This is a genomic window from Streptomyces sp. M2CJ-2, assembly GCF_016757295.1.
In the GTDB taxonomy this organism is placed as follows: Bacteria; Actinomycetota; Actinomycetes; order Streptomycetales; family Streptomycetaceae; genus Streptomyces.
The window spans coordinates 13,882-34,623 of record NZ_JAESIF010000065.1; the positions used below are offsets into that span (position 1 = coordinate 13,882).

General features: G+C 71.7%; 12 protein-coding genes and 1 pseudogene. 7 read left to right on the plus strand and 6 right to left on the minus strand.

Features of this window, described 5'->3' with window-relative positions; genetic code table 11:
* Positions 1-2 precede the first annotated feature (2 nt).
* Positions 3-698 carry a contact-dependent growth inhibition system immunity protein gene (locus JL475_RS31350; protein ID WP_202281391.1) on the plus strand — a complete coding sequence of 232 codons (696 nt, stop codon included), beginning with the start codon at positions 3-5 and terminating at the stop codon, positions 696-698.
* A gap of 70 nt (positions 699-768) precedes the next feature.
* Here the strand turns inward: JL475_RS31350 and JL475_RS31355 are convergent, their stop codons facing one another.
* Entirely contained in the window at positions 769-1,737 is a 969-nt protein-coding gene (locus JL475_RS31355; protein WP_202281392.1) for an alpha/beta fold hydrolase, read from the minus strand.
* A 232-nt stretch (positions 1,738-1,969) separates the two neighbouring features.
* On the opposite strand from JL475_RS31355, the gene JL475_RS31360 reads away from it, so the two are divergent.
* A complete protein-coding gene (locus JL475_RS31360) occupies positions 1,970-2,830 on the plus strand; it encodes a sulfurtransferase (RefSeq protein WP_202281393.1) in 861 nt (286 codons plus the stop codon).
* A gap of 277 nt (positions 2,831-3,107) precedes the next feature.
* Here the strand turns inward: JL475_RS31360 and JL475_RS31365 are convergent, their stop codons facing one another.
* Together JL475_RS31365 and JL475_RS31370 are read right to left on the minus strand one after the other, a co-directional pair.
* On the minus strand, positions 3,108-4,610 hold the full coding sequence (locus JL475_RS31365; RefSeq protein ID WP_307825205.1) for a DUF6056 family protein: 1,503 nt from the start codon (positions 4,608-4,610) through the stop codon (positions 3,108-3,110).
* Between the two features lie 64 nt (positions 4,611-4,674).
* The gene (locus JL475_RS31370) at positions 4,675-6,102 is read right to left on the minus strand and encodes a glycosyltransferase (RefSeq protein WP_237408813.1); all 1,428 of its coding nucleotides are present in this window, start codon (positions 6,100-6,102) and stop codon (positions 4,675-4,677) included.
* A 363-nt stretch (positions 6,103-6,465) separates the two neighbouring features.
* Between JL475_RS31370 and JL475_RS31375 the strand changes: the two genes are divergently transcribed.
* Positions 6,466-7,050, plus strand: coding sequence for a flavoprotein (locus JL475_RS31375; RefSeq protein WP_202281395.1), 585 nt, complete (start codon positions 6,466-6,468; stop codon positions 7,048-7,050).
* A 230-nt stretch (positions 7,051-7,280) separates the two neighbouring features.
* On the opposite strand, the pseudogene JL475_RS31380 reads toward JL475_RS31375, so the two are convergent.
* From JL475_RS31380 to JL475_RS31390, 3 genes and pseudogenes are all read right to left on the minus strand, one after another.
* A pseudogene (locus JL475_RS31380) lies at positions 7,281-9,406 on the minus strand (UvrD-helicase domain-containing protein).
* 30 nt (positions 9,407-9,436) lie between these two features.
* Positions 9,437-10,702 (minus strand): McrC family protein, encoded by a 1,266-nt coding sequence (locus tag JL475_RS31385; RefSeq protein WP_202281396.1) that lies wholly within the window; start codon positions 10,700-10,702, stop codon positions 9,437-9,439.
* Complete coding sequence (locus JL475_RS31390) at positions 10,699-12,513, minus strand: DUF4357 domain-containing protein (protein ID WP_202281397.1); 1,815 nt, start codon at positions 12,511-12,513, stop codon at positions 10,699-10,701. The genes JL475_RS31385 and JL475_RS31390 overlap by 4 nt, the downstream gene beginning before the upstream one ends.
* A gap of 198 nt (positions 12,514-12,711) precedes the next feature.
* Here JL475_RS31390 and JL475_RS31395 point away from each other — a divergent pair, with 198 nt between their 5' ends.
* The 4 genes from JL475_RS31395 (at position 12,712) to JL475_RS31410 (ending at position 20,487) form a co-directional block, all read left to right on the plus strand.
* Positions 12,712-14,265: an RNA polymerase sigma factor RpoD/SigA gene (locus JL475_RS31395; protein ID WP_237408815.1), complete on the plus strand. Its 1,554-nt coding sequence runs from the start codon at positions 12,712-12,714 to the stop codon at positions 14,263-14,265.
* A gap of 71 nt (positions 14,266-14,336) precedes the next feature.
* A complete protein-coding gene (locus JL475_RS31400) occupies positions 14,337-17,495 on the plus strand; it encodes a helicase-related protein (RefSeq protein ID WP_202281398.1) in 3,159 nt (1,052 codons plus the stop codon).
* Positions 17,492-19,369 (plus strand): DUF1998 domain-containing protein, encoded by a 1,878-nt coding sequence (gene drmB, locus JL475_RS31405; RefSeq protein ID WP_202281399.1) that lies wholly within the window; start codon positions 17,492-17,494, stop codon positions 19,367-19,369. The genes JL475_RS31400 and drmB overlap by 4 nt, the downstream gene beginning before the upstream one ends.
* Before the next feature lie 5 nt (positions 19,370-19,374).
* Positions 19,375-20,487: an AAA family ATPase gene (locus JL475_RS31410; protein WP_202281400.1), complete on the plus strand. Its 1,113-nt coding sequence runs from the start codon at positions 19,375-19,377 to the stop codon at positions 20,485-20,487.
* Positions 20,488-20,742: the final 255 nt, after the last annotated feature.

A 20,742-nucleotide genomic window follows, 5' to 3' on the forward strand; every position in this document is an offset into this window, starting at 1 on the left:
CCGTGCCCCTGAGCCCCCTCGAACACGACCGCCGCTACGGTGAGCTGGACCAGGTGATCCGTGCCTACGTCGGGCAGCCGGCGGACGACACCCCGGACACACCCGGCCAAGCCCTGACGGCCTACCTCCGGCACACCTGGCACACCCGTCCCTGGGCGCTGGCCGTCGCCGAGCGGCAGGTGCAGGAGTACGCCGAGAACCCGCCCGGACGTCTCCGGCTGCGGCTGGGCGAGTTCTACGCCATCCCCGATGTGGGCCTGCCCGAGGGAGAGGTCCAGGAGTGGCTGTACACGCTCGCCGACCACATCAGGCGCAGCATCGAGGAGGGTGAGGTGCCGCCGCCCGCCGCGCCCGCCACCCACTGGGAGTGGCACGCCCGGTTCCCGGAGCTCGGTCAGTTTCTCGGCGGGTGGTTCTCGCAGGACATGCCGGACGAGTTCGATGACCACGACGCAGCCGTCGCCGACTACCGGGCCTCCACCGCCCCGCACCTCGTTGCCCACCTCGTCGGCGAGCTGCACGAGCTGCTCGCCCTCGACCTCGACGAGTCCGGCTACGCCCTGGCCGTCGCGGAGCTCGGCATGGAGGTTGACCCCCCGGTGCCGTACGCCCCGAGCGGTTGGCTCGCCCACCTCGCCGACCGGCTCGCCCGGCCGAGTGCGGAGTACAGGGCGACGCCGCGGGCCGGGCAGGAATAGCCCGGACTCCGCCGGCACCTATGCCGACGACAAGCTGTTGGCGCAGTTGTACGTGGTCACGTCCTCCGTCTCAGGCGCGGCGGGACCGCACGACCAGGGCCGTGCCTCCGGCAACCGCGAGGACCGCCGCGCCGCCGAGGACCGCGGTCTGCTCGCCCGTGCCGGTCTTGGCGAGACCGGGGCGCGAGCCGTGTGCGGCCTGCAGGATCAGGTCGGTGACCTCGCCCGGGTCGGTCTCCAGTACGGCGTGCGGGGCGTCGACCTCGACGGTGGTCGAGCCCGCCCGCTTCGCCATGAAGCGCAGGTTCTCGGTGCCGATGGTGCGGTCGTCGGTGGCGACGAGGTACCAGGAGGGGATCGTCCTCCACGCGACCGCCGTGGTCGGTTCGCTGCCGGTGGCGAGGGCCGCAGGCCGCTGCGCGGCGGCGAGAGCATGGGCCCGGCTCGCCTCGAGCCGGTCGCTCAGGAAGACATCGCTGAACTTGTCCGGCTTGAGGTAGAGATCGACGTCGGTGGGGCCGCGGCCGAACGGAACGGCTTCCAGGGCGGTGGGAACGGGCGCCTCGGGGTCCTCCGTCACACGGCTGCCGGGGTGCTTGGCCGCCAGTTGCAGGGTGGTCTCGCCCTTGTCCGGGGCGAATCCGGCGATGTAGACGAGGGACGTGACGTTCGGGTTGCCGGCCGCCGCGTCGGTGATGACGGCGCCGCCGTAGGAGTGGGCGGCGAGGACGACGGGACCCTTGATCGTCTTGAGCCGGGCGGCGAGGTAGTCGGAGTCGGCGGAGAGGCCGCGCAGCGGGTTCGCGGCGGCGATCACCGGATAGCCCTGGGCCTGGAGGCTTTGAACGACCTCGTTCCAGCCCGAGGCGTCCGCCCAGGCGCCGTGCACCAGCACGATGGTCGGCTTGGTGCCCCCAGGAGGTCCGGCGCCGCCGCCGCTCTCGGAGGCCGCGGACGGGCCGGCGGCTGCCAGGGCCGCGGCGGGGAGGAGGACGGCCAGGGGAAGTGCCCGCCGGGCGGCGTGCCGTATGTGCTTCATGACCACTCTTTCGCCGAGGGAAACGACTGCACGATGACACTGCGTTCCACCGGTCGGTACGGCACTGCGAACTGGTCCGGTCGAGTGAAGGCCGCCGTCGAGGCCTCGGCCTGAGAGGCCCCGAACCACCCGGATGTCCGCCTACTGAGACATGCATCTCAAACGGGTACGTTTGTAGGACCCCTCGGCGTTTCGCCGGGGCCGTAAGAAAGTGCGAGAAGAGGAAACACGTATGTCTCACCCCTTGCTGGTGGACCCGGCCTGGCTGCACGAGCGCCTCGGGGATCCCGCGATCCGGATCATCGACGCGACCACCTTCCTCACCCAGCCCGAAGGCGACGGTTACTACGACGTCGAGTCGGGCCGCCAGGCGTACGAGAAGGCCCACATACCCGGCGCCGTCTTCGCCGACCTGCTGGACGACCTCGCCGACCCCGACGCGGCCACCACGTTCACCGCGCTCGACAGCGAGACGTTCGCCGCCCGGCTCGGCGCTCTCGGCGTCGGCCCCGGCACGCACGTGGTCGTCTACGACCAGGGCCCGAACATCTGGGCCACCCGGCTGTGGTGGAACCTGCGCTACGAGGGCTTCGACGACGTCTCGGTGCTGAACGGCGGCCTCCCCGCCTGGATCCGAGCGGGCCACGAGGTCAAGAGCGGCGTGGAGTCCAACGAGCCCGCCGTGTTCACCGCGAACCGCCGCCCCGAGCTGTACGCCGACAAGGACGCGGTCCTCGCCGCGATCGAGGACCCCGGCACCCGGCTGGTGAACTCCCTCGACCGGCCGACCTTCGCGGGCACCCGCCAGACCTACGCCCGCCCGGGCCGCATCCCGTCCAGCACGAACGTTCCGTTCCCCGAACTCGCCGACTCCGACGGTCTCTTCCGCGGTCCGGACGAAGTCCGCGGGCTCTTCGACGAGGCCGGCGCCCTGGACGAGTCCAAGAAGGTCATCACGTACTGCGGCAGCGGCATCGCCGCCACCGGCCTGGCCTTCCAGCTGGCCCTCCTCGGCCGCCCCGACGTCGCGATCTACGACGGTTCCCTCACCGAGTGGGCCGCCGACCCGGCCCTGCCCCTCGAAGTCGACTGACGGTCCCGGTTCACCCGGCCCCCCCGGACCCGTGCTGTCCGGGGGGCCTGCCGGGCGGCGGGGCACGAGTGAGGCCGGAGAGCCCGCTCGCCCCACGCAGCCGCCGCCCCGGCCGCAGCGCCCGCCGACCACACCTCGATCAAGGCGGGTTCGAGCGTGCTGATCACTCGGGAAGGTACGCCCCCCGCGCGTTCTCCCGCACCCGGGCCTCCGGGCCGGCGGACGGCCCGCCGAACAGCCTGGTCGGCACCCGGGTCCTCCTTGTCCGGTGTCGGTGTCATGGAGCAGCTTGCGGGTCGGGCTGGAGCGGGCCTGCTCGGTCAGGGCCTCGACCTCGGTGTTCCGTTCCGTCCGTGACCTCCTTCACCCGGTAGTGGCGAGCGACACAGGAGGCGGGCCACGGCCGCTCGCCACCGCTGCTGAACGGTTCCAGCATCTCGCTGATGACGAGCCGCCTGTAGGGCAGCACCGTGGCCCCCGCCGCGGCCCGGTCCCGGAGCAGGCGGTCCTGGCTGTCCCAGGCCCCGGCCCGCACCCGCATGTCCGACTCCAGGTCGCGCAGGGACACGGCCAGTACGGCGGTGACGCCCACGCACAGGAGCGCGGCGCCCGCGGCCGCCGGCGCCGTCCCGCGACGGTGGTGCCGCACCGCCAGGTTCCCGAGGAGAGCGCCCGCGCCGACGAGCAGGAGGAGCAGCGGGAAGAGGTAGTCGTTCCACAGCCTGTTGGTGGTCGCGACGGAGGGGCCGAACGCCGGATAGGCGATGACCGTGCACAGGTATCCGGAGAACAGCACAGCCGCCGCCCCGGATCCCAGAAGCAGGGGTGCCCTGCGGTCGGGCCGGGGGATGCCTCCGTCCGCGCGGCGGGCGAGTACGCCGATCAGCATGCCCACGGCGATCGCGCCGACGTACTGCCAGGTCGTGACCAGGGTGTGGAGGACCTGCGTGTACCCCCGCAGCGAAGCGACGAGCGATCCGGGCGCGAGCATGGAGTCCGTGGGGTGACGTGAGCGCCGGTTCATCGAGCCGGGGGAGGTGAGGAGCACGGCGGTGCCGATGAGGATGCCCGCGCCGGCCGCGGCGCACCAGGCCCGGACGAAGGCGAGCCGGCCGGCCGGGAAGAGCCGGCGGCCCAGCAGCAGGACCGGGGCGAGGACGGTCAGGGCGACCACGGAGGTCTCCTCCGACAGTGTGCCCAGAACGCCCCCGACGACGAACGCGACCGCGGCGGCGGTGGCCTTTCCGCGCCGCGAGGTCGCCAGCAGGGCCGGGATCGTGGCGGCGGCCGCCAGGACGGGCGGGAAGGTGTGGGAAACCGACGAGGCCGGCCAGAAGAAGGTCTTGTAGGTGTTCGTGGAGGCGAAGCAGAAGAGGCCCAGGACCATGGCCGCGGAGAACAGCGGCACGCCCCGGGGCAGCCGCCATCCGGCGCGCCGCAACAGTGCTGCCGCCCACGCCCACAGCAGAAGCAGCATCAGGGCCGCACTGATCCCGGCATACCACTGCTGGCCTGCCACGCCGAACGTGGCGTAGGAGGCGACGAGCAGGCCGTTGGCGATCCGTCCGTTGTCCAGGGAATAGAACTGGTCCACCAGGGCCATGAAGCCTTCGTCACGCACGAGGGGCAGGAAGCACCACTCGTCGGCGCTCGGGCGCACCCAGCGCGCGCACCATGCGGCTCCGCCGAAAAGCGCCAGCGGAACGAGGGGCAGCAGGGCGGCACCCGCCGTGATGAGGGGCGAGGGAGCGCCGGTCGGGCTCGGCGCGTTCCGGCGCACGCCCGTTTCCCTGTCGGTCTCCGCCACGGACCGCACGGAGACCAGGCCCTGCCCGCCGTCCGTGCTAGCCGGGGGTGGGGTTGTCCTGTTCCGTCCGGGCCGGGCCGCTCGAAACCGTGCCCCCGGCGCCCGTCGGCCGACGGCCGGAGTTGATGGCCCACCGGGCGAGCAGGAAGGAGACCGGTGTGACCAGGACTCCGGCGACGAGTGCGGCGACATTCTTGTCCATTTCGAATCGGCTGACGGCCAGGTAGAGCAGTGCGCCGGAGGCCACCAGGTTGAAGCCGCTGGACAGCGGATAGCGGAGAAACGCGTGCCAGGTCGGACGGGTCCGGACGGTGAGGCAGGAGTTGAGCAGGAAGGAGCCGACGACACTGACCGCGTAGCCCAGGACATGCGCCGCGAGATACGGGATCCAGGGGTGCAGGCCGGCGTAGACGGCCAGGTACACGGCGGTGTTGACGAAGCCGATCGCCACGAAGGTGGCGAACTGCCGTGTTGTGGCGAGACGGCCTTTCGCATGAGCGGGCGATGCGTGCTGCGCAGGACCGGGGATCGGGGCGGGGTGCTCGTCGGTTTCCCGGACCACGAAGGAGGGGCGGCGTTTCACCTCGTGGTAGATGCGGCCGACGTATTCACCGATGATCCCCAGGGTGATCAGCTGGATTCCGCCCAGCCCCACCACCGCCATCAGGAGTGTCGCGTAGCCGGGGACGGTGGCCCCGTGCAGCGCCGCGTCGAAGCCGACCCACACCGCGTAGCCCAGTGCGGCCAGAAGACACCAGAAGCCCGCGTAGATGGCCAGCCGCAGGGGCCGGTTGTTGAAGGACAGCAGCCCGTCGATGCCGTAGTTGAGCAGACGGCGGCTGCCCCACTTCGAGCTGCCGGCGAGCCGCCGGGCGTTCCGGTAGGTGAAGGTGACCGTCGTGAAACCGATCCAGGAGAAGATGCCCTTGGAGAACCGGTTGGCCTCCGGCAGCGACAGCACCGCGTCCACCGCCCGGCGTGAGAGCAGCCGGAAATCCCCGGCGCCGTCGAGCACCTCCACCTCCATGAGGCGGCGCACCAGGGCGTAGTAGCAGCGGCTCAGCACGGTGCGCGCCGCGCCCTCCCCGTCGCGGGTCCGCCGGGGAACGACCTGGTCGTAGCCCCGCTTGTGGAGTTCCAGCATCCGGGGGATGAGTTCCGGGGGGTGCTGCAGGTCCGCGTCCATGAGGACCACCGCCTGCCCCCGGGACATCCGCAGGCCGGCCAGCATCGCGGCCTCCTTGCCGAAGTTCCTGCTGAGCACCGTGTACCGGACGCGCCGGTCGCCGGCACCGAGGCCGCCGATGATGTCCCGGGTGCGGTCACTGCTGCCGTCGTCCACATAGCAGATCTCGTAGTCGAGCCCCAACGGGCCGAGAGCCTCCCCGACAGTCGAGTGGAACCTCTCGATGACGGCGGCCTCGTTGAAGCACGGTACGACCACGGAAAGCTGAGGACTCGCCAAACCAGTCTCCTGACCGAGCACGCCTGGGCGGTCCTTTCCGCCGCACGAAGGCGGGACGGCTGTCCCCGTCGCTGCCGGGAACAGCCATCCCAGAGGCATTCGATCCGTGCTCACCCGCCGAGGGGCGGAATCACGCGTCCACACGCCCGCGGATGACCCGTTCGGCCCCGCCGGGCGGCGTGGTGGACATGAGGTCCACCGGATCGTCACGGGTACGGGGAAGACCGCGAGACCGGCCACCGCACCCGACTGGCCGGTGTCGACGCCCCGGACGTCGGCTGCCGCCCGTCCGGGCCGCGCGAGACCGCCGCGCCGTACGCTGCCCGAACCGCATCACTTCAGCCGCCGACCGGGAGTTCCCGCGTGACCGAGTCAACCGCCCCGTCCGCCCCGTCCGCCCCGTCCGCTCCGACTGCCCCGGACAAGAAGCCCTTCCTGTACGTCGTCGTCTGCGCGAGCGGGATCGCCGGCGATGTCGGCACGCTGATCACCGCCGCGCGGCAACGTGGCTGGGACGTCGGGGTCGTGGCCACCCCGCAGGCACTGGGCTTCCTCGACACGGGAGCGGTCGAGGCGCAGACCGGCTACCCGATCCGGTCCGCCTGGCGCAAGCCCGGCGAGGCCCGCCCCCTTCCTCCCGCGGACGCGATCGCCGTGGCCCCGGCCACGTTCAACACGGTCAACAAGTGGGCCGCCGGCATCTCCGACACCTTGGCCCTGGGCATCCTGTGCGAGGCGTACGGCATGGGTGTCCCCGTCGCCGTCCTGCCGTACCTCAACGCGGCCCAGGCCGCCCACCCGGCCTACCGGCAGAGCCTGGAACGGCTGACCGGGATGGGCGTCCTGGTCGGCTCGCACGAACCGCACCGACCGAAGGCCGGGGGAGGCGCCGACGGCTTCCGCTGGACGGAGGCACTGGACCTCCTGGAACCCAAGGTGCCTGCGTAGCGAGCCGCGATCGGACCGGCCTTGCCACCGGCCCCGGCCGAGGCCTGCGCCAGCGGTACCCACCGACTCGACGGAAGGGGTTCACGCATCCCCCGGATGGGCATCGATGAGCAGTGTCGGTACGGCACTGCTTTCCGGTCCCTGTCCGCCTTCGAGGAAGGCATGCGCAAGGTCGGCGAGCTGAGCCGGTGGCCCGCACTCGTCCGCACCCGCGCGCGTCGGTCGGCCGGTCAGGTGGCGGGTGGCAGATACGGGCTCGGAGCTCCGCTCCACGTCACACTCAGCGCTTCGCGAGCGCGCGTGCAGGCGACGAAGAGGAGGCAGCGTTCCCGGAGCAGGTCGGCGTCGTGTTGCAGCGGGTCCGCCTCGCGCGCGGTGATCTCCCGGGCGAACGGGACGGCGCCCTCGCTGACACCGAGGACGGACACCGCCCGGAACTCCAGTCCCTTCATCGCGTGCATCGTCGCCAGCCGTACCCCCTCGGCCTCCCGCGCGGTCTGTCCTTTGACCCGCAGTACCGGGATGCCGGCGGTCTTCAGTTTCTCCTCGGCCGCGTCCAGGGAGAGGTTGAAGCGTGCGCACACACCGATCTCGTGCGGTGCGAGGTCCTCGTCGAGCAGCGCCCGTACCCGGCCCACCAGGGCCTCGGTCTCCTCCTGCCGGGTCGCGTATCCCCGCGCCTGAGGGCGGCGCCCGTGGAGCAGGGAGCGGTACCCGGCCAGGGAGTCCGTCCCCTCACCTTCGAGCGCGTCGACGGTGACGGGCGCGAGAAGCCGCGCCGACCAGGCGAGGATCTCCTCGGTGGAGCGGTAGTTGACACGCAGCCGGAAGCTGCGGCCGGCCGTGACGATGCCCAGGGAGCCGAGCGACACCCGCGAGTCGTAGATCCGCTGATGCGGGTCGCCGGTGACGAACAGGTCGTCGGGGCCGGGGGACACGGCGGCGCGCAGCACGCGCCACTGGGCGGGGTGCAGGTCCTGTGCCTCGTCGACGACGACATGGGCGTACGGGGCCGGTTCACCGGCGAGGAGTTCCGCCGCGTGGGCGCAGACCCGCAGGTGGGTGGTCTCGCCGCGGTCGCGCAGGAACTGCTCGAACCGCTCCACACCTCTCGGCGGCGCGTGGGGCCGAGGCCGGTGCCGCGGCCGCGGCGGCTCGCGCCGAGGTAGGCGTCGAGATCACGCAGGTCCTGGCCGAGCACGACGTGCCGGTACTCCTGGGCCAGGAACCGGTCGGTGAACGGCAGACCGAGCTGCTTGACGGCCTTCTCCCACAACTGCCGCTGTTCCCGGTCCCCGATCGGTTGGGGCGCGGCCGCCGACTTCGCGCGCACGACGCCGTTCGCGTAGGCGTCGACCGTCGTCACGTCGACCCGCGCCAGCAGTTTCTCGTCCTCGTCGAGGAGCAGGCCGAGCATCTCGCGCAGTCCGGCGGCGAGCGCGTTCGTGTACGTGGTGAGCAGGATGCGGCCGTCGTGGGAACGGTCGAGCAGGTGCTTGACCCGGTGCAGGGCGGCCACCGTCTTGCCCGTCCCGGGGCCGCCGGTGACCTGGACGGGACCCCCGTACGAGGTGCGGTGGGCGACGCGCCGCTGGGAGGGATGGAGGAAGACCCGCCAGGCCGCGAACGGTTTCTCCAGGATCTCCTCCAGCTCCTGTGGTCCGGTGACCAGGCGGATGCGTGCGGGAGTGTTGGCGATCACCGTGGCCAGGTCCTCGACCGGCTCGGCGGGCGCGTCGGTCGGCCGTCGGACGGCCACGACATCCCGGTAGACCTCTTCCGGGCCGAAACCCTCGGCGAGGTACTGCAGCACCTCCAGCTGATCCTCCGGCAGGAGCGTGGAGAACGCCTCCAGTTGGGCCTTGTCCACCAGGGAACGTGCGGCGCGCAGCACCTGGCCGTCGATGCCGAGTTCGCGCAGCGTGCCGTCGGAGACGTCCGCGAACAGCAACCGGGGAGCCGTGCGTGCGGCCGTCTCGTACAGCGGCGTCAGCTCGTCCAGGGCGACGGCGTCGCGTACCTCCAGGGCCCGGGTCGCGGAGTTCGCGCTGTACAGACGCTTCGCCGCCCAGGTGTAGGCGTCGTCGTGCGGCAGGACGTTGACCAGCAGGAACATGTCGCTGCCGTCATCGGGGGCGAGGACGACGCCCCGCCAGAAGTCGGTGATGCGTATGGTGCGCATCCGCGGGTCACGGGCGTTCTGGACGGACTCCAGGTGCAGTCCCTTGTCCGCGTTGAGTTCGGCGACGCTCATGGCCTGGAATTTCGCCATGGCCTTGCGCACTCCGGCTCGGACCGGCTTCTCCAGGGTGTCGTAGCCGTCCCGGAAGCTCTGGGCGAAGGCGAGCCGGGGCATGAGGGCACTTCCTTTCCGCCTGACGGCGTTTCATGATCGTGAAGGGGGAGTGGCACCGGCCAGCCGTCCGGCGATGTCCCGGAGAGCCGACATGAACCGGTCCGGTGCGGGGGAGAGGTCGAGGCTGTGCTGGTACAGCCGCACTCCGCGTCCCTCGGGCCCCGCCGCCGTGCCGCGCACCTCGTGGAAGCGCTCGGGCCGCCGTCCGGCCGCGTACACCAGGTGCGCCTCGCGCAGACCGAGCACGGTGGCGTACGCCAGGGCCTGGTACAGGTCGGCGTTGAGGAGTCCGTCGGCCTTCTCGACCTTGTACTTGGCGTCGACGACGGCGAGCGGGGTACGCCCGTCGCCGGTGCGGACGACGAGGTCGGGGCGCATCCGCACGAGACCCGCGGTGTCGAGGTGGTGGGGGTCCTGGAGGCGCGCGGTCAGACCGTGCTCCCGCAGGGCCTCGCGCAGGGCGACGGTGACGAAGTCCTCGAACAGCTTGTTCATGTCGAGCAGGAAGCCGTCCACGGCGAGCGGTTCGGCCCCGGCCGGCCGGTGTTCCGGCGAGGAACCGCGCAGGACGGCCTCGGCGAGCCGCAGCGCGGGCTGGTAACGGGAGTTGAGACGCGACGGCTGCCAGCGCGGCAGTTCCTGTCCCCGCACCAGCGGCAGGGCGTCGGCGAGACGGACACGCTGATGGACGAGGCGTCGCCGGACGGGACCGGGAACACCGGGCAGCCGCAGCAACCGCTCGACGGCGGCGCGCAGGATGCGGTTCTCGGCGGTGTCGGCGGTGTACGCGTCATAGGCGATCTCCACGGGCGGGGTGCGGCCGAAGTGCCGCCGGATCTGCTCGGCCTCGCGCAGCCGCCCGCGCACGACCAGCGCGGACTCCTCCACCTCCCGGTAGCCCTGGAGGACCCCCCGCCGCAGCGCCGCGTCGATCTGCCGCTCCACGGCGTGCGCGAGCGCGGGGACGACGTCGTCGTACGCGCCGGTGTCGACCGTGCCCTCCCGGCTGTCGCGCCAGGCGCGTGCCGGGTCGAGGCTGAACCCGAGCAGGAAGAACAGCCGGCTCACCGGCGTCTTGGGCATGATCCGTACGACCGGACCGCCGGACGTGCGCACGGCGCCGACCCGGCTGCCCGCCCGCAGCAGCCAGTGCCCTTCCCGACCGGGGTCCGGGGTCGCGCTCTCCAGGATGCCGGAGGCGGCAAGGGCCCGCCCGGCCGCAGCGTCCAGCGGGACGGAGACGGCGGGCCCGTACTCGCGCAGCGCCACCTCGGGCACGGACACGGGCACGGTCACGGAAGCTGCTCGCGCAGCGCGTCGAGGCCGTAGCGGGCGGCGACGTCGATTCCCTCGCCGTAGTGGTGCTCCTCGAGCAGGGGCAGGATCTTCGTGCGCCAGGTCCGTTGCAGGCCGCCGTCGCGGTACACGCCCGGCTTCATCAGGTACGAGGGGCCGATGGCGAAGTCGGCGTCCTCGATGCGGGCGTTGAGGGCATCGAGGAGGCGGGCGGGCTCCAGGTCCCTGCCCTCACGCTTCAGCCAGCGCGCGAGCAGCCCGGCGGTCGGCTCGGTGCGCGGGGACAGCTCCACGAAGGCGAAACGGCGCCGCATCGCCGCGTCGACCAGGGCGATCGACCGGTCGGCGGTGTTCATCGTGCCGATCACGAAGAGGTTGGGCGGCAGGGGGAAGTCGTCTCCGGAATAGGTGAGGCGGACGGACCGGTCCCGGTACTCCAGGAGGAAGTACAGCTCGCCGAAGACCTTCGCCAGGTTGGCGCGGTTGATCTCGTCGATGATCAGGAAGTGCGGGACGTGCCGGTTGCCCTCGCGGGAGGCGAGATCGGCGAGCTCCCGCAGCGGGCCCGCCGTCAGCCGGAACGCCACCTCCCGCGTCTCCGGATCCTCCACGGGCCGGAACCCCTCGAAGAAGTCCTCGTACGCGTACGACGGGTGGAACTGCACGATCTTGACCTGCTCCGGGCCGCCGCCGAAGTACTCGGCCAGCTTCATCGCCAGGTACGTCTTGCCCGTACCCGGCGGACCGTAGAGCACCATCTGCTTCTCGTCGAGGAGGAGTTCGCGCATCTCCTCCAGCCAGGCCCGGTCGTGGACGAGGAGGCCGGCGGCGAGTGCTTCGGTGATGTCCGGCAGGGTCAGCTCCCGTTGCGCCGGCCGATCGCCGGTGTCCCCGGTCTCCGCCGGGCCCGTGCCCTCCGCCTGCCCGGTGAGCCCGTCCAGCGCGTCCAGGACGCCGGTCAGGTCGACGACGTCGTGCTGCACGGACAGTTTCTGCTGCACCTCCTCCGGCAGCTCCTCGTACGCGTGGCCGGCCGCCTGCCAGGCCACGGTCCGGCGTATATTGGACAGCCCGCCCGGCGACGCGCTCTGCACGGCCTCCCCGGTGATCCGCCCGACGTGCAGCCGGCCGTCGCCGATGGTGGCCACCGTGTCGCCGACGCGCATCTGCGTCAGGAAGGCGTGCAACTCGTCGACCAGGCCCTGCTTCTGGTGGTACGAGGCCGCCCCCTCGTACCCCTCCTCGACGAAGCGGCGCAGCGCGCTCTTGGTCGGATCGGCCTCCTCCAGGGGCGGCAGGTGCGCGCCCGCGAGCGAGACGAACCCCTCCTCCAGCCACAGCCGCCGCACCAGGTTGTGCCCCGAGACGTTGGACCCGCGCACCAGCCACGCCTTGCGCGGGGCGCGCCAGCCGGTGGACAGGTAGTCGGCGAGCGGGTGGCCCTCGACGGTGCGCCAGGACTCCGGGCCGGAGGCGTCGTAGCCGTACACCAGCGCGGCGGCGGCCGAGGAGGAGTTGCACTCGATGTCCCGGGTCACCGTCCAGCGGGGCGGTGCGTCCTCCGGAAAGCCGGGCCCGGTGGGGGCGTCGACGAGTGTGCCGTCGGCGCGCAACTCCTTGCGGAACCGGCGTGCGTGGTCGCCGAGCCCCGGCCAGGCCTCGGCGGTCACGACCGAACCCTCCCGCAGCAGGAACTTGTACGTGCCGTTGCCGCCGAACTCGGTGAGCAGATGGCCGCGCGCCTCGGCGCCGTCCTTGGGGAGCTTGATGCGGAACTCGGGCGTGCCGGGGAGGCGGTCGGACTGCGGCATGGGTGACCTTCCGAGTGGGGCGAGGTCTGCATGGGCACCGCACACCTTACCTATTGACGTTGCCAATCGATCCATGTTCAGAAGTGGTCATTTTCGATCAGTGTGTTGACACTGTAAACGAGTCGATTCTAAGGTGTGAATGTATCTGATCGGCTCTTGCGGGCGGAACTGGCGCTTGGTCGCTGAAGTGGGGGCGCAATGAGTGGGAAGTCGATGATCGAGGCCGAGCGGCGTGCGATCGAGATGGAGTTGCCTTCTGTCATCGAGAGGCTCAAGCACTGCGCCTCTCGTGCGGGTGTCGTCAGCCAGCGGGCGTTCGCACGGGAAGCGGACCGACTCGGGCTGACGTCCAGTGAGCAGCAGCGAAGGCTCCGCAACGGGCTTGCCACCGTCGGCATCCAGGTGAGGGCCTCCCGCCGTGGAGGGGTGAACCATCGCCCCGCGCTCGGCTCCGGCCTCGAGACGCGGGCTGTGGTCCCGTCGGTGAAAGCGTCTGCCCCACCGCCCGTCGCCCCTGAACCCGGGCCCGTCGCCACCGAGGCGGCCGGACGCCTGGCCCAGGCCCGGCGGATGATGGCCCGCTACGCCGACGCCGACGGCTCCGTCGGCAAGCTCGCTCACGACGGTGTGGTGCGGCTCCACGGGCTCGGACCTGCCGAAGCGCGTGAGCTGACCGCCGAGTTCCCGATCACCCGCCCCCGCCCGCTCGACATGTCCGTCCGGATGGCGGCAGGCGGTCGGACCCGGCCCGCGGTATCCGAGTCTCCGGCGTCGAGCGTCGCCCCCTCGAAGCCGGCGGTCGGCAAGAAGCGCGCCCGTCCCGCTGTCTCCGCCATGGACGACATGCTCTCCGATGCCGTCCGTGCGGCCCGGGCCGTGCTGGAAGAGGACCGGTGGCGCCGGAACCCGGGCAAGGTGGTGCTCAAGGCGGAAGAGGAAGTGGGTCTGGCTGTTCTCCTCCGGGACGGTGCCGACCGCCTCGGCCGCGATGTCCCGGAGGAGGAGATCGCGGCGCTGCCCCGGAACAGCGAGCGGTGGCGCGCTTACGAGTGCCTCGTCCGGCACAACCAGCGGCTCGTGTGGAAGATCGCGCTGGGCTACCAGGGGCGCGGACTGGACGTCGAAGACCTCGTCCAGCACGGAACCATCGGACTGCTGCGTGCGGTCCGCAGGTTCGACGCCACCAAGGGCTACAAACTGTCGACCTACGCGACGTGGTGGATCAAGCAGGCCATCACCCGGGCCATCGCCGACGAGGGCACCCTGATCCGGCTTCCCGCGTACCTCCACGAGAGGGTCAGCAAGGTCGCCGTGGCCGAGCGCAAGCTCCTGGGCGAAGGCCGCCCCAGGACCACCGACAACGTGGCCTACGCGACCGGTCTCACCTTCGCCGAAGTGGAAAAGGTGCGCAAGATCAGCAGGCCCACCGACTCCCTGGACCGGATCATCGGTGACGACATCGCACTCGGTGACCTGATCATCGGGCCGAGCCGACTGCCTGGGCCCCCCGTCGTGCTGATCCGCAAGGAACTTCAGGCGCGCCTGCGGCACGTCCTGGAGCACCTCTCTGAGCGTGAGCGCCACGTCCTTGTCCGGCGCACCGGCCTCGACGGTGACAAGCCGGACACGTTGGAGGACATCGGCGCCGTCTTCGGCGTCACTCGCGAGCGCGTCCGCCAGATCGAACCGAAGGCCAAGGCGAAGTTCCGTGGCCAGCTGATCCGCCACGGGATGATCCCGTCGAACGTCTGAACCGACCGCATGCCACGGCGGGCCCACCGCTGTTTTCGCTCAACGCCCCGCCCGACCAAAGGAACCCGCACATGGACCCGCGCCAGGAGCTGGTCGACTACCTCACCCGCCAGCTCGTCGGCCCGGTCGGCGAGGACGACGAGGACGACGAGGTGCTCGACGCGCCGCCCGACCGGCAGTACCTGATGGGCACGCTCTACCCGCAGCAGGCGGACCTCCAGCGCCAACTCGCCCACGCGGGCGATGCCCCGGAGGGACCCGGGACCGAACAGAACGCTCCCGACGTGGACCCGGCCCCCGACCCGGTACCCGAGACCAACAGCTGGCTGCCCGCTTCCCTCGGCATCAGCTTCTACACCGACGCCGCCCACATCGAGGTGAGTTGCGCCGCCGCTCACTACGAGACGCAGAGGAACGAACCCGGCCGCGGGCGGCGCTGGCAGCGCGTCCCTTTCCCGCCCGAGACACACACGATCGGTCCCGACAGGAAGGACGTGCTCGTCCTCGACCGCCGCGCGAAGATTCAGGTGGTCCGCCGCTCCTACGGCGACGGCACGCTCGTCACCGTGGCTCTGATCAACGACAAACACCACGACGGCTCCGACGGCAAGGCGCCGAGCTGGGACGACATGCTGTTCCAGTGCCGGCTCACCGTCCGTCCCACCGACGGCACCGTGCTGCCCTACCCCAGCGTTCGGCTGGCCAGCCGCGACCCCGAGGAACGCGAACTGCGCCTGCAGTACCGGCACGTCGTCACCCACGCCGTCGGCCACGGCTGCGCCGTCCGCGAGGAGCGCGGTGAGGACGGCGGTGTCGGACTCCTCGCCTGCGAGGTCCTGCCGCGCGCCGAGGTGCCCGCCATCCGGGCCGGCGGCCCGCTCGACGCCCCCGCGCTCATCATCTCCCACCTGGCCGATCCCGCTGTCAGCAGTGATCAACTCCGCGAGGAGCTGGCCGAGTTCGCTGCCTCGTACCATGCCTGGTACGTGGGCCAGCGCTCCGTCGAGGTGCCGCCGTGGGGGAGGGAGGCGGCAGACCGGATCCTCGACCGTGTCCGCCAGGCCGTCACCCGCATCGAAGCGGGCGTGCGCACTCTCTGCGACCCGGAACGGCCCGAACTCCTTGCCGCCTTCCGCATCGCCCAGCGCGCCATGCTGCTGCAGATGCGGCACTCCGCCCCCGACCAGGCCGGTCAGCGCCACCACCGTTCGGACCGTGTGGCTTCCGACCCGCCGGTCGACCCCGAGGCCACCTGGCGTCCCTTTCAGCTCGCCTTCTTCCTCCTCGCCCTCGACGGCGTCGCCGACCCCGGCCACCGCGACCGCGGGACCACCGACCTGATCTGGTTCCCCACCGGCGGCGGCAAGACCGAGGCGTACCTGCTCCTCGCCGCCTTCACCGTCGCCCTGCGCCGGATCCGCGGTGAAGGCGACGGAACCGCCGTGCTCAGCCGCTACACCCTCAGTCTGCTCACCACCCAGCAGTTCCAGCGCGCCGCCACCACGGTCTGCGCCCTGGAACATCTCCGCCGCACCGAACCCGGACTCGGTCTCGGCGACCAGCCGATCACCATCGGCCTGTGGGTGGGGGAGGGCACCACTCCCAACAGCTTCCAGGCGGCCAAGGACGCCTTCGAGGAGCAGCGCGGGGCCAGCCACCCCGAGGACGTCTTCATCCTCGACCGCTGCCCCTGGTGCGGCACCCGCATCCTGCCGGCGACCCGGTCCAGCGTCCGCTCCGACTACGGAATCCGTGCCGACACGGACGACTTCGCGTTCTTCTGCACCAGTGACGACTGCGACTTCCACGACGTCCTGCCCGTCGCCGTCGTCGACCAGCACCTCTACCGGGACCCGCCCACCTTCGTCCTCGGCACCGTCGACAAGTTCGCCCGGCTCGCCTGGGAACGCGATTCCGGCCGTCTCTTCGGCGCCGGCACCGGCAACCCGCCCCCGTCCCTGATCATCCAGGACGAGCTGCACCTGCTCACCGGACCGCTGGGCACCACGGTCGGCCTCTACGAGGCGGCCATCCTCGAACTGTGCACCGGTCCGGACGGCCGCCCGCCCAAGATCGTCGCGGCCACGGCCACCATCCGGCGCTCCGCCGAACAGGTCCGTGCCCTACACCACCAGGACGTCCAGCTCTTCCCGCCGTCCGGACTCGACGCCCGCGACAGCTTCTTCGCCGTCCCCGACACCGGCCGCCCCGGCCGCCTCTACCTCGGCGTCATGGCGCAGGGCCACACCGCGGGCCGCGGCGCCGTCGCCACCACAGCGGCCATGCTCCAGGGTGTCCACCAACTCCCCGAGGAGCACCGCGACGCCTACTGGACGCTCGTCGCCTACCACCACAGCCTGCGCGAACTCGGCCGCACCGTCACCGCCGCGGGCGACGACATCCCCGCCCAGCTCCGGGGCCTCGACGAGGGCGCCGGCGTCCGCACGCTCGGCGACGGCGACGTACAGGAGCTGACCAGCAACCTGAAGCGCGCCGAGCAGCCCATCCTGCTCGACCGCCTCGAAAAGCCCTGGACGGACCCCCGGTCGGTGGCCTTCCTGCCGTGCACCAACATGCTCTCCGTCGGCGTCGACGTGAAGCGGCTCGCCTACATGCTCATGCAGGGCCAGCCCAAGACCACCGCCGAGTACATCCAGGCCACCAGCCGCGTCGGCCGCCACCGGGTGCCGGGGCTCGTCGTCACCTACTTCAACGCCACCCGTCCGCGCGACCGGTCCCACTACGAGACCTTCAACGACTACCACCGGGCCCTGTACCGGTACGTCGAGCCCGCCAGCGTCACCCCCTGGTCCCTGCCCGCACGCCGCCGCGCCCTGCACGCCGCGCTCGTCGTCCTCGTGCGCCACCGAGTCGGCCTGGCCGCCGAGAACCAGGCCGGACGGATCACCCGCCACAAGGAAGAGGCCGGACGGATCGCCGACGCCCTCGCCGGGCGCGCCGCGACCGCCGAGCGCGGCGCCACGGGAGCCGACGCCGACGCCGTACGCGCCGAGGTGCGCACGGAACTCGGCTACCTCCTGGACGTCTGGTACCAGCAGGCCGAGACCGCCGCGGCCGAGGGCAAGGACCTCCACTACCGCAGCCAGGGCAAGGGTCAGTACAACCTGCTCAAGGCCTTCGAGCAGCGCTACGGCCTGTGGGAGACCCTCAACTCCATGCGCAGCGTCGACCGCGAGTGCCAGATCACCGTGACGGGAGTAGGAAAGTGACGCGCAAACTCCGGGTCCGCCAGGCGCAGACCGTGCTGCCGTTCGGCGTCGGCGCCGTCCTCGACGTCCAGGGCGAGTCCTTCGTCGCCGCAGGCATCGAGAACTGGCCGGATCTCAAGACCCCCATCGCCTCCGATCGACTCGCCGCCCGTCTCGGCGTCAAGGGCTTCTTCGCCGCGCCCCACACCCTCAACGACCGCTACGACCGGCCCGACCGCCCCGGCGTCCCCTACGTCCGCTTCCCCGGCTGGCTATTCTGCGGCTCCTGCCGGTCCATGGTCCGCTTCCTGCGCGAGCACGAGAAGCCCGGCGAACCGCCCGTCTGTACGTCCTGCGCCGCCGCACCCCGCCTCACCCCCATGCGGTTCGTCCGCATCTGCGCGGACGGCCACCTCGACGACGTCGACTGGTGGTACTGGGCGCACTCCCGTCTCGCGCCCGAACAGCGGGCCTTCTGCTCCGAGGAGGAGCACGCCTGGAAGGCGGGCCGGCTCAGCTTCCGTGTCGCCGACCGCGCCTCCGGACTCGAAGCGCTCTCGGTGCGCTGCGGAGCGACCCGGCCGGACGGCAAGCCGTGCGGTGCCGAGCGCGACCTGCTCGACATCCTCGGCCCCCAGGGCGGGTACTGCTCGGGCCGCAACCCCTGGCAGCGCCCGAACGGGAAGGCATCCTGCGGCCAGCAGGTCCACATCGTGCAGCGCACCGCCGGCAACGTCTACTACCCGGCCGTGTACTCGGCCCTCGACATCCCCCGGTCCGCCGAGCCCCCGCGGGCGCAGCAGGACGCGGCGGAGGCCGTCCTCGGCCACGACTACTGGACGATCCTGCTCGACGCGGTCGGTACGCCCCGGGCCGACACCTTCCGCAACCTGATCAAGGAGGACACCGAGGCCCCCGACAGCCTCATCGACCAGCTCGTCGCGGAGGCCACGGGATGCCCCGCCGCGCCGCCGCCCACCGACCGGCCGGAGGCCGAGAGGGTCGACCTGAGCCGCGACGAGTGGTACGCCTTCGACGCCGTCGAACTCCCGGAACCCACAAAGGAGTTCGCGATCCGTCGCAGCGGACTCGGCCTCGACGGCGAGACCGGGGAACCCTGGGCCACCCTCGACGCGCACGTCGACGGCGTCGTCCTCGCCGACCGCCTCCGCGAGGTGCGGGCACTGACCGGGTTCCGCCGCCACTCCCCGGGCGGCACCCTCGTCCCCGCCGACACCAGCGGGCGCCTGCGCTGGCTCCCCGCCACCGAGGTCTACGGCGAGGGCATCGTCCTCACCCTCGACGAACAGCGTCTGACCGCCTGGGAGAACGACTCCCGAGTCCAGGCCCACGTGCACGGCGTCCGCACCGACCTCGACGGCTCGTTCCGCGCGGACCAGCTCGCCGAGACCGCCGGCAGCACACTCTCCCCCCGCTTCCTCCTCCTGCACACCCTCGCCCACCTGCTCATCCGCCAGCTCTCCTTCGACTCCGGCTACACCACCGCCGGCCTGCGCGAGCGCGTGTACGGCCGCCCCGAGCACGGGCAGCGCGGCCTGCTGATCTACACGGCCGCCGGAGACGCGGAAGGCACCCTCGGCGGCCTGGTCCGGCAGGGTGAGGCACCGCACTTCGCCGAGACGCTCGTCCGGATGCTGGAGGCGGCCGCCTGGTGCTCGGCCGACCCGCTGTGCGCCGAGCACACCGGCCAGGGCTTCGGCAACCTCAACCGGGCCGCCTGCCACGCCTGCACCCTGCTGCCCGAGACGAGCTGCCAGACCGGCAACACCCTCCTCGACCGCGCCCTGGTCGTCGGCTCCGCCCGCGTCCCCGGCTATTTCACCGACGTCCTCACCACGAGCCGCGAGTGCGCGGCCGCCACCGCCCTGGGATGACGCCCATGACTCCTGTGAACGCCCCGGTTCTCCATCCCGGCCTCACCCCGGCCCAGCGCGACTGCCTGGACGCCCTGCCGCTGACCGGCCATCACGTCGTCAGCGGCCCGCCCGGCAGCGGCAAGAGCCTGCTCGCCGCGCACCGCGCCGTCCACCTCGCCCTCACCGGCCGCCCCACCCTGCTGCTGTCCCGCTCCAACCTCCTGCGCCAGCTCCTGCGCGACACGCTGCAGGGCCTCACGGTCCCTGGTGCACCCGTCGAAGCCGCCACCGTCCACGGCTGGATCCAACGCCGCTTCGGCCGTGACGCACCGCGCACCGAGGACGGCTGGTTCGACTGGACGGCCCTCACCCATCAGGCCGCCGCCCCTCTCGGCGAGAACGACGCGGCCAGACCCCACCTCGTCGTCGACGAGGGCCAGGACCTGCCGCCGGGCTTCTACCGGATGGTCCGCCTCGCCGCTGCCTCCATCACGGTGTTCGCCGACGAGTGCCAGCGCCTCACCGAGACGAACTCCACCCTCACCGAGATCACTGACGCCCTCGGCCGCACCACGGGCCGGGTCGAGATCGCCGGCAACCACCGCAACACCCGCGAGATCGTCTCCCTCGCCGAACACTTCCGCACCGGCGGCCCTGGGCCCAGGATGCCCGTCCGCAGCGGCTCCCTGCCCGTCGTCCGCCACTACTCCGGCAACCAGGACCTCGCCGAGGACATCACCACCATGGCGGCCCAGCAGCCGAAGCACCGCATCGGCGTCATCGTCGGCTCCCTGCGCACCGCGGCCGACCTGATGCGGAGCCTGGAGCGGGCCGGACTCGCCCACGAGCCCCAGCTCTACAGCTCTGCGGCCACCGCAGGCCGCTACCGCGACCTCGACCTCGCCCGCCCCGGCGTCGTCCTCGTCCACCGGGCCAGCGCCAAGGGCCTCGACTTCGACACCGTCGTCATCGCCGATACCGAGACCGACTCCGGCACGGACCCCACGGCGGCGGCCCTCCGCATGACCTACTACGTCATGATCGCCCGCGCCCGTGAGCGGCTGGTCCTGGGCTGGCAGGGCAGCCGGTTGCCGCGGCACCTGGAAGGGCTGGGCGGGTGGGTGGTGATGAGGTGAGAGGGGAGTCGCGGACGGCGGTCGTTCGCGGCCGTCGTCCGCGAGAACCGGACCATCAGACGGTGACAAAGCGCTGCTCAGCAAGCTCGGACTCCTCGACCCCGCTCAGCGGCCGGTTCCTCGTCACCCACCCGGATGTCGGCGCGGAGCGTGCTGCCCAAGCCCTCCCTGGACAGCGCACCTAGGGCCTGTTCGGGATCGTGATCATGTGGCGGGGGCAAGGCTGCGCAGCCAGATGATGGCGCCGCGCAGCTG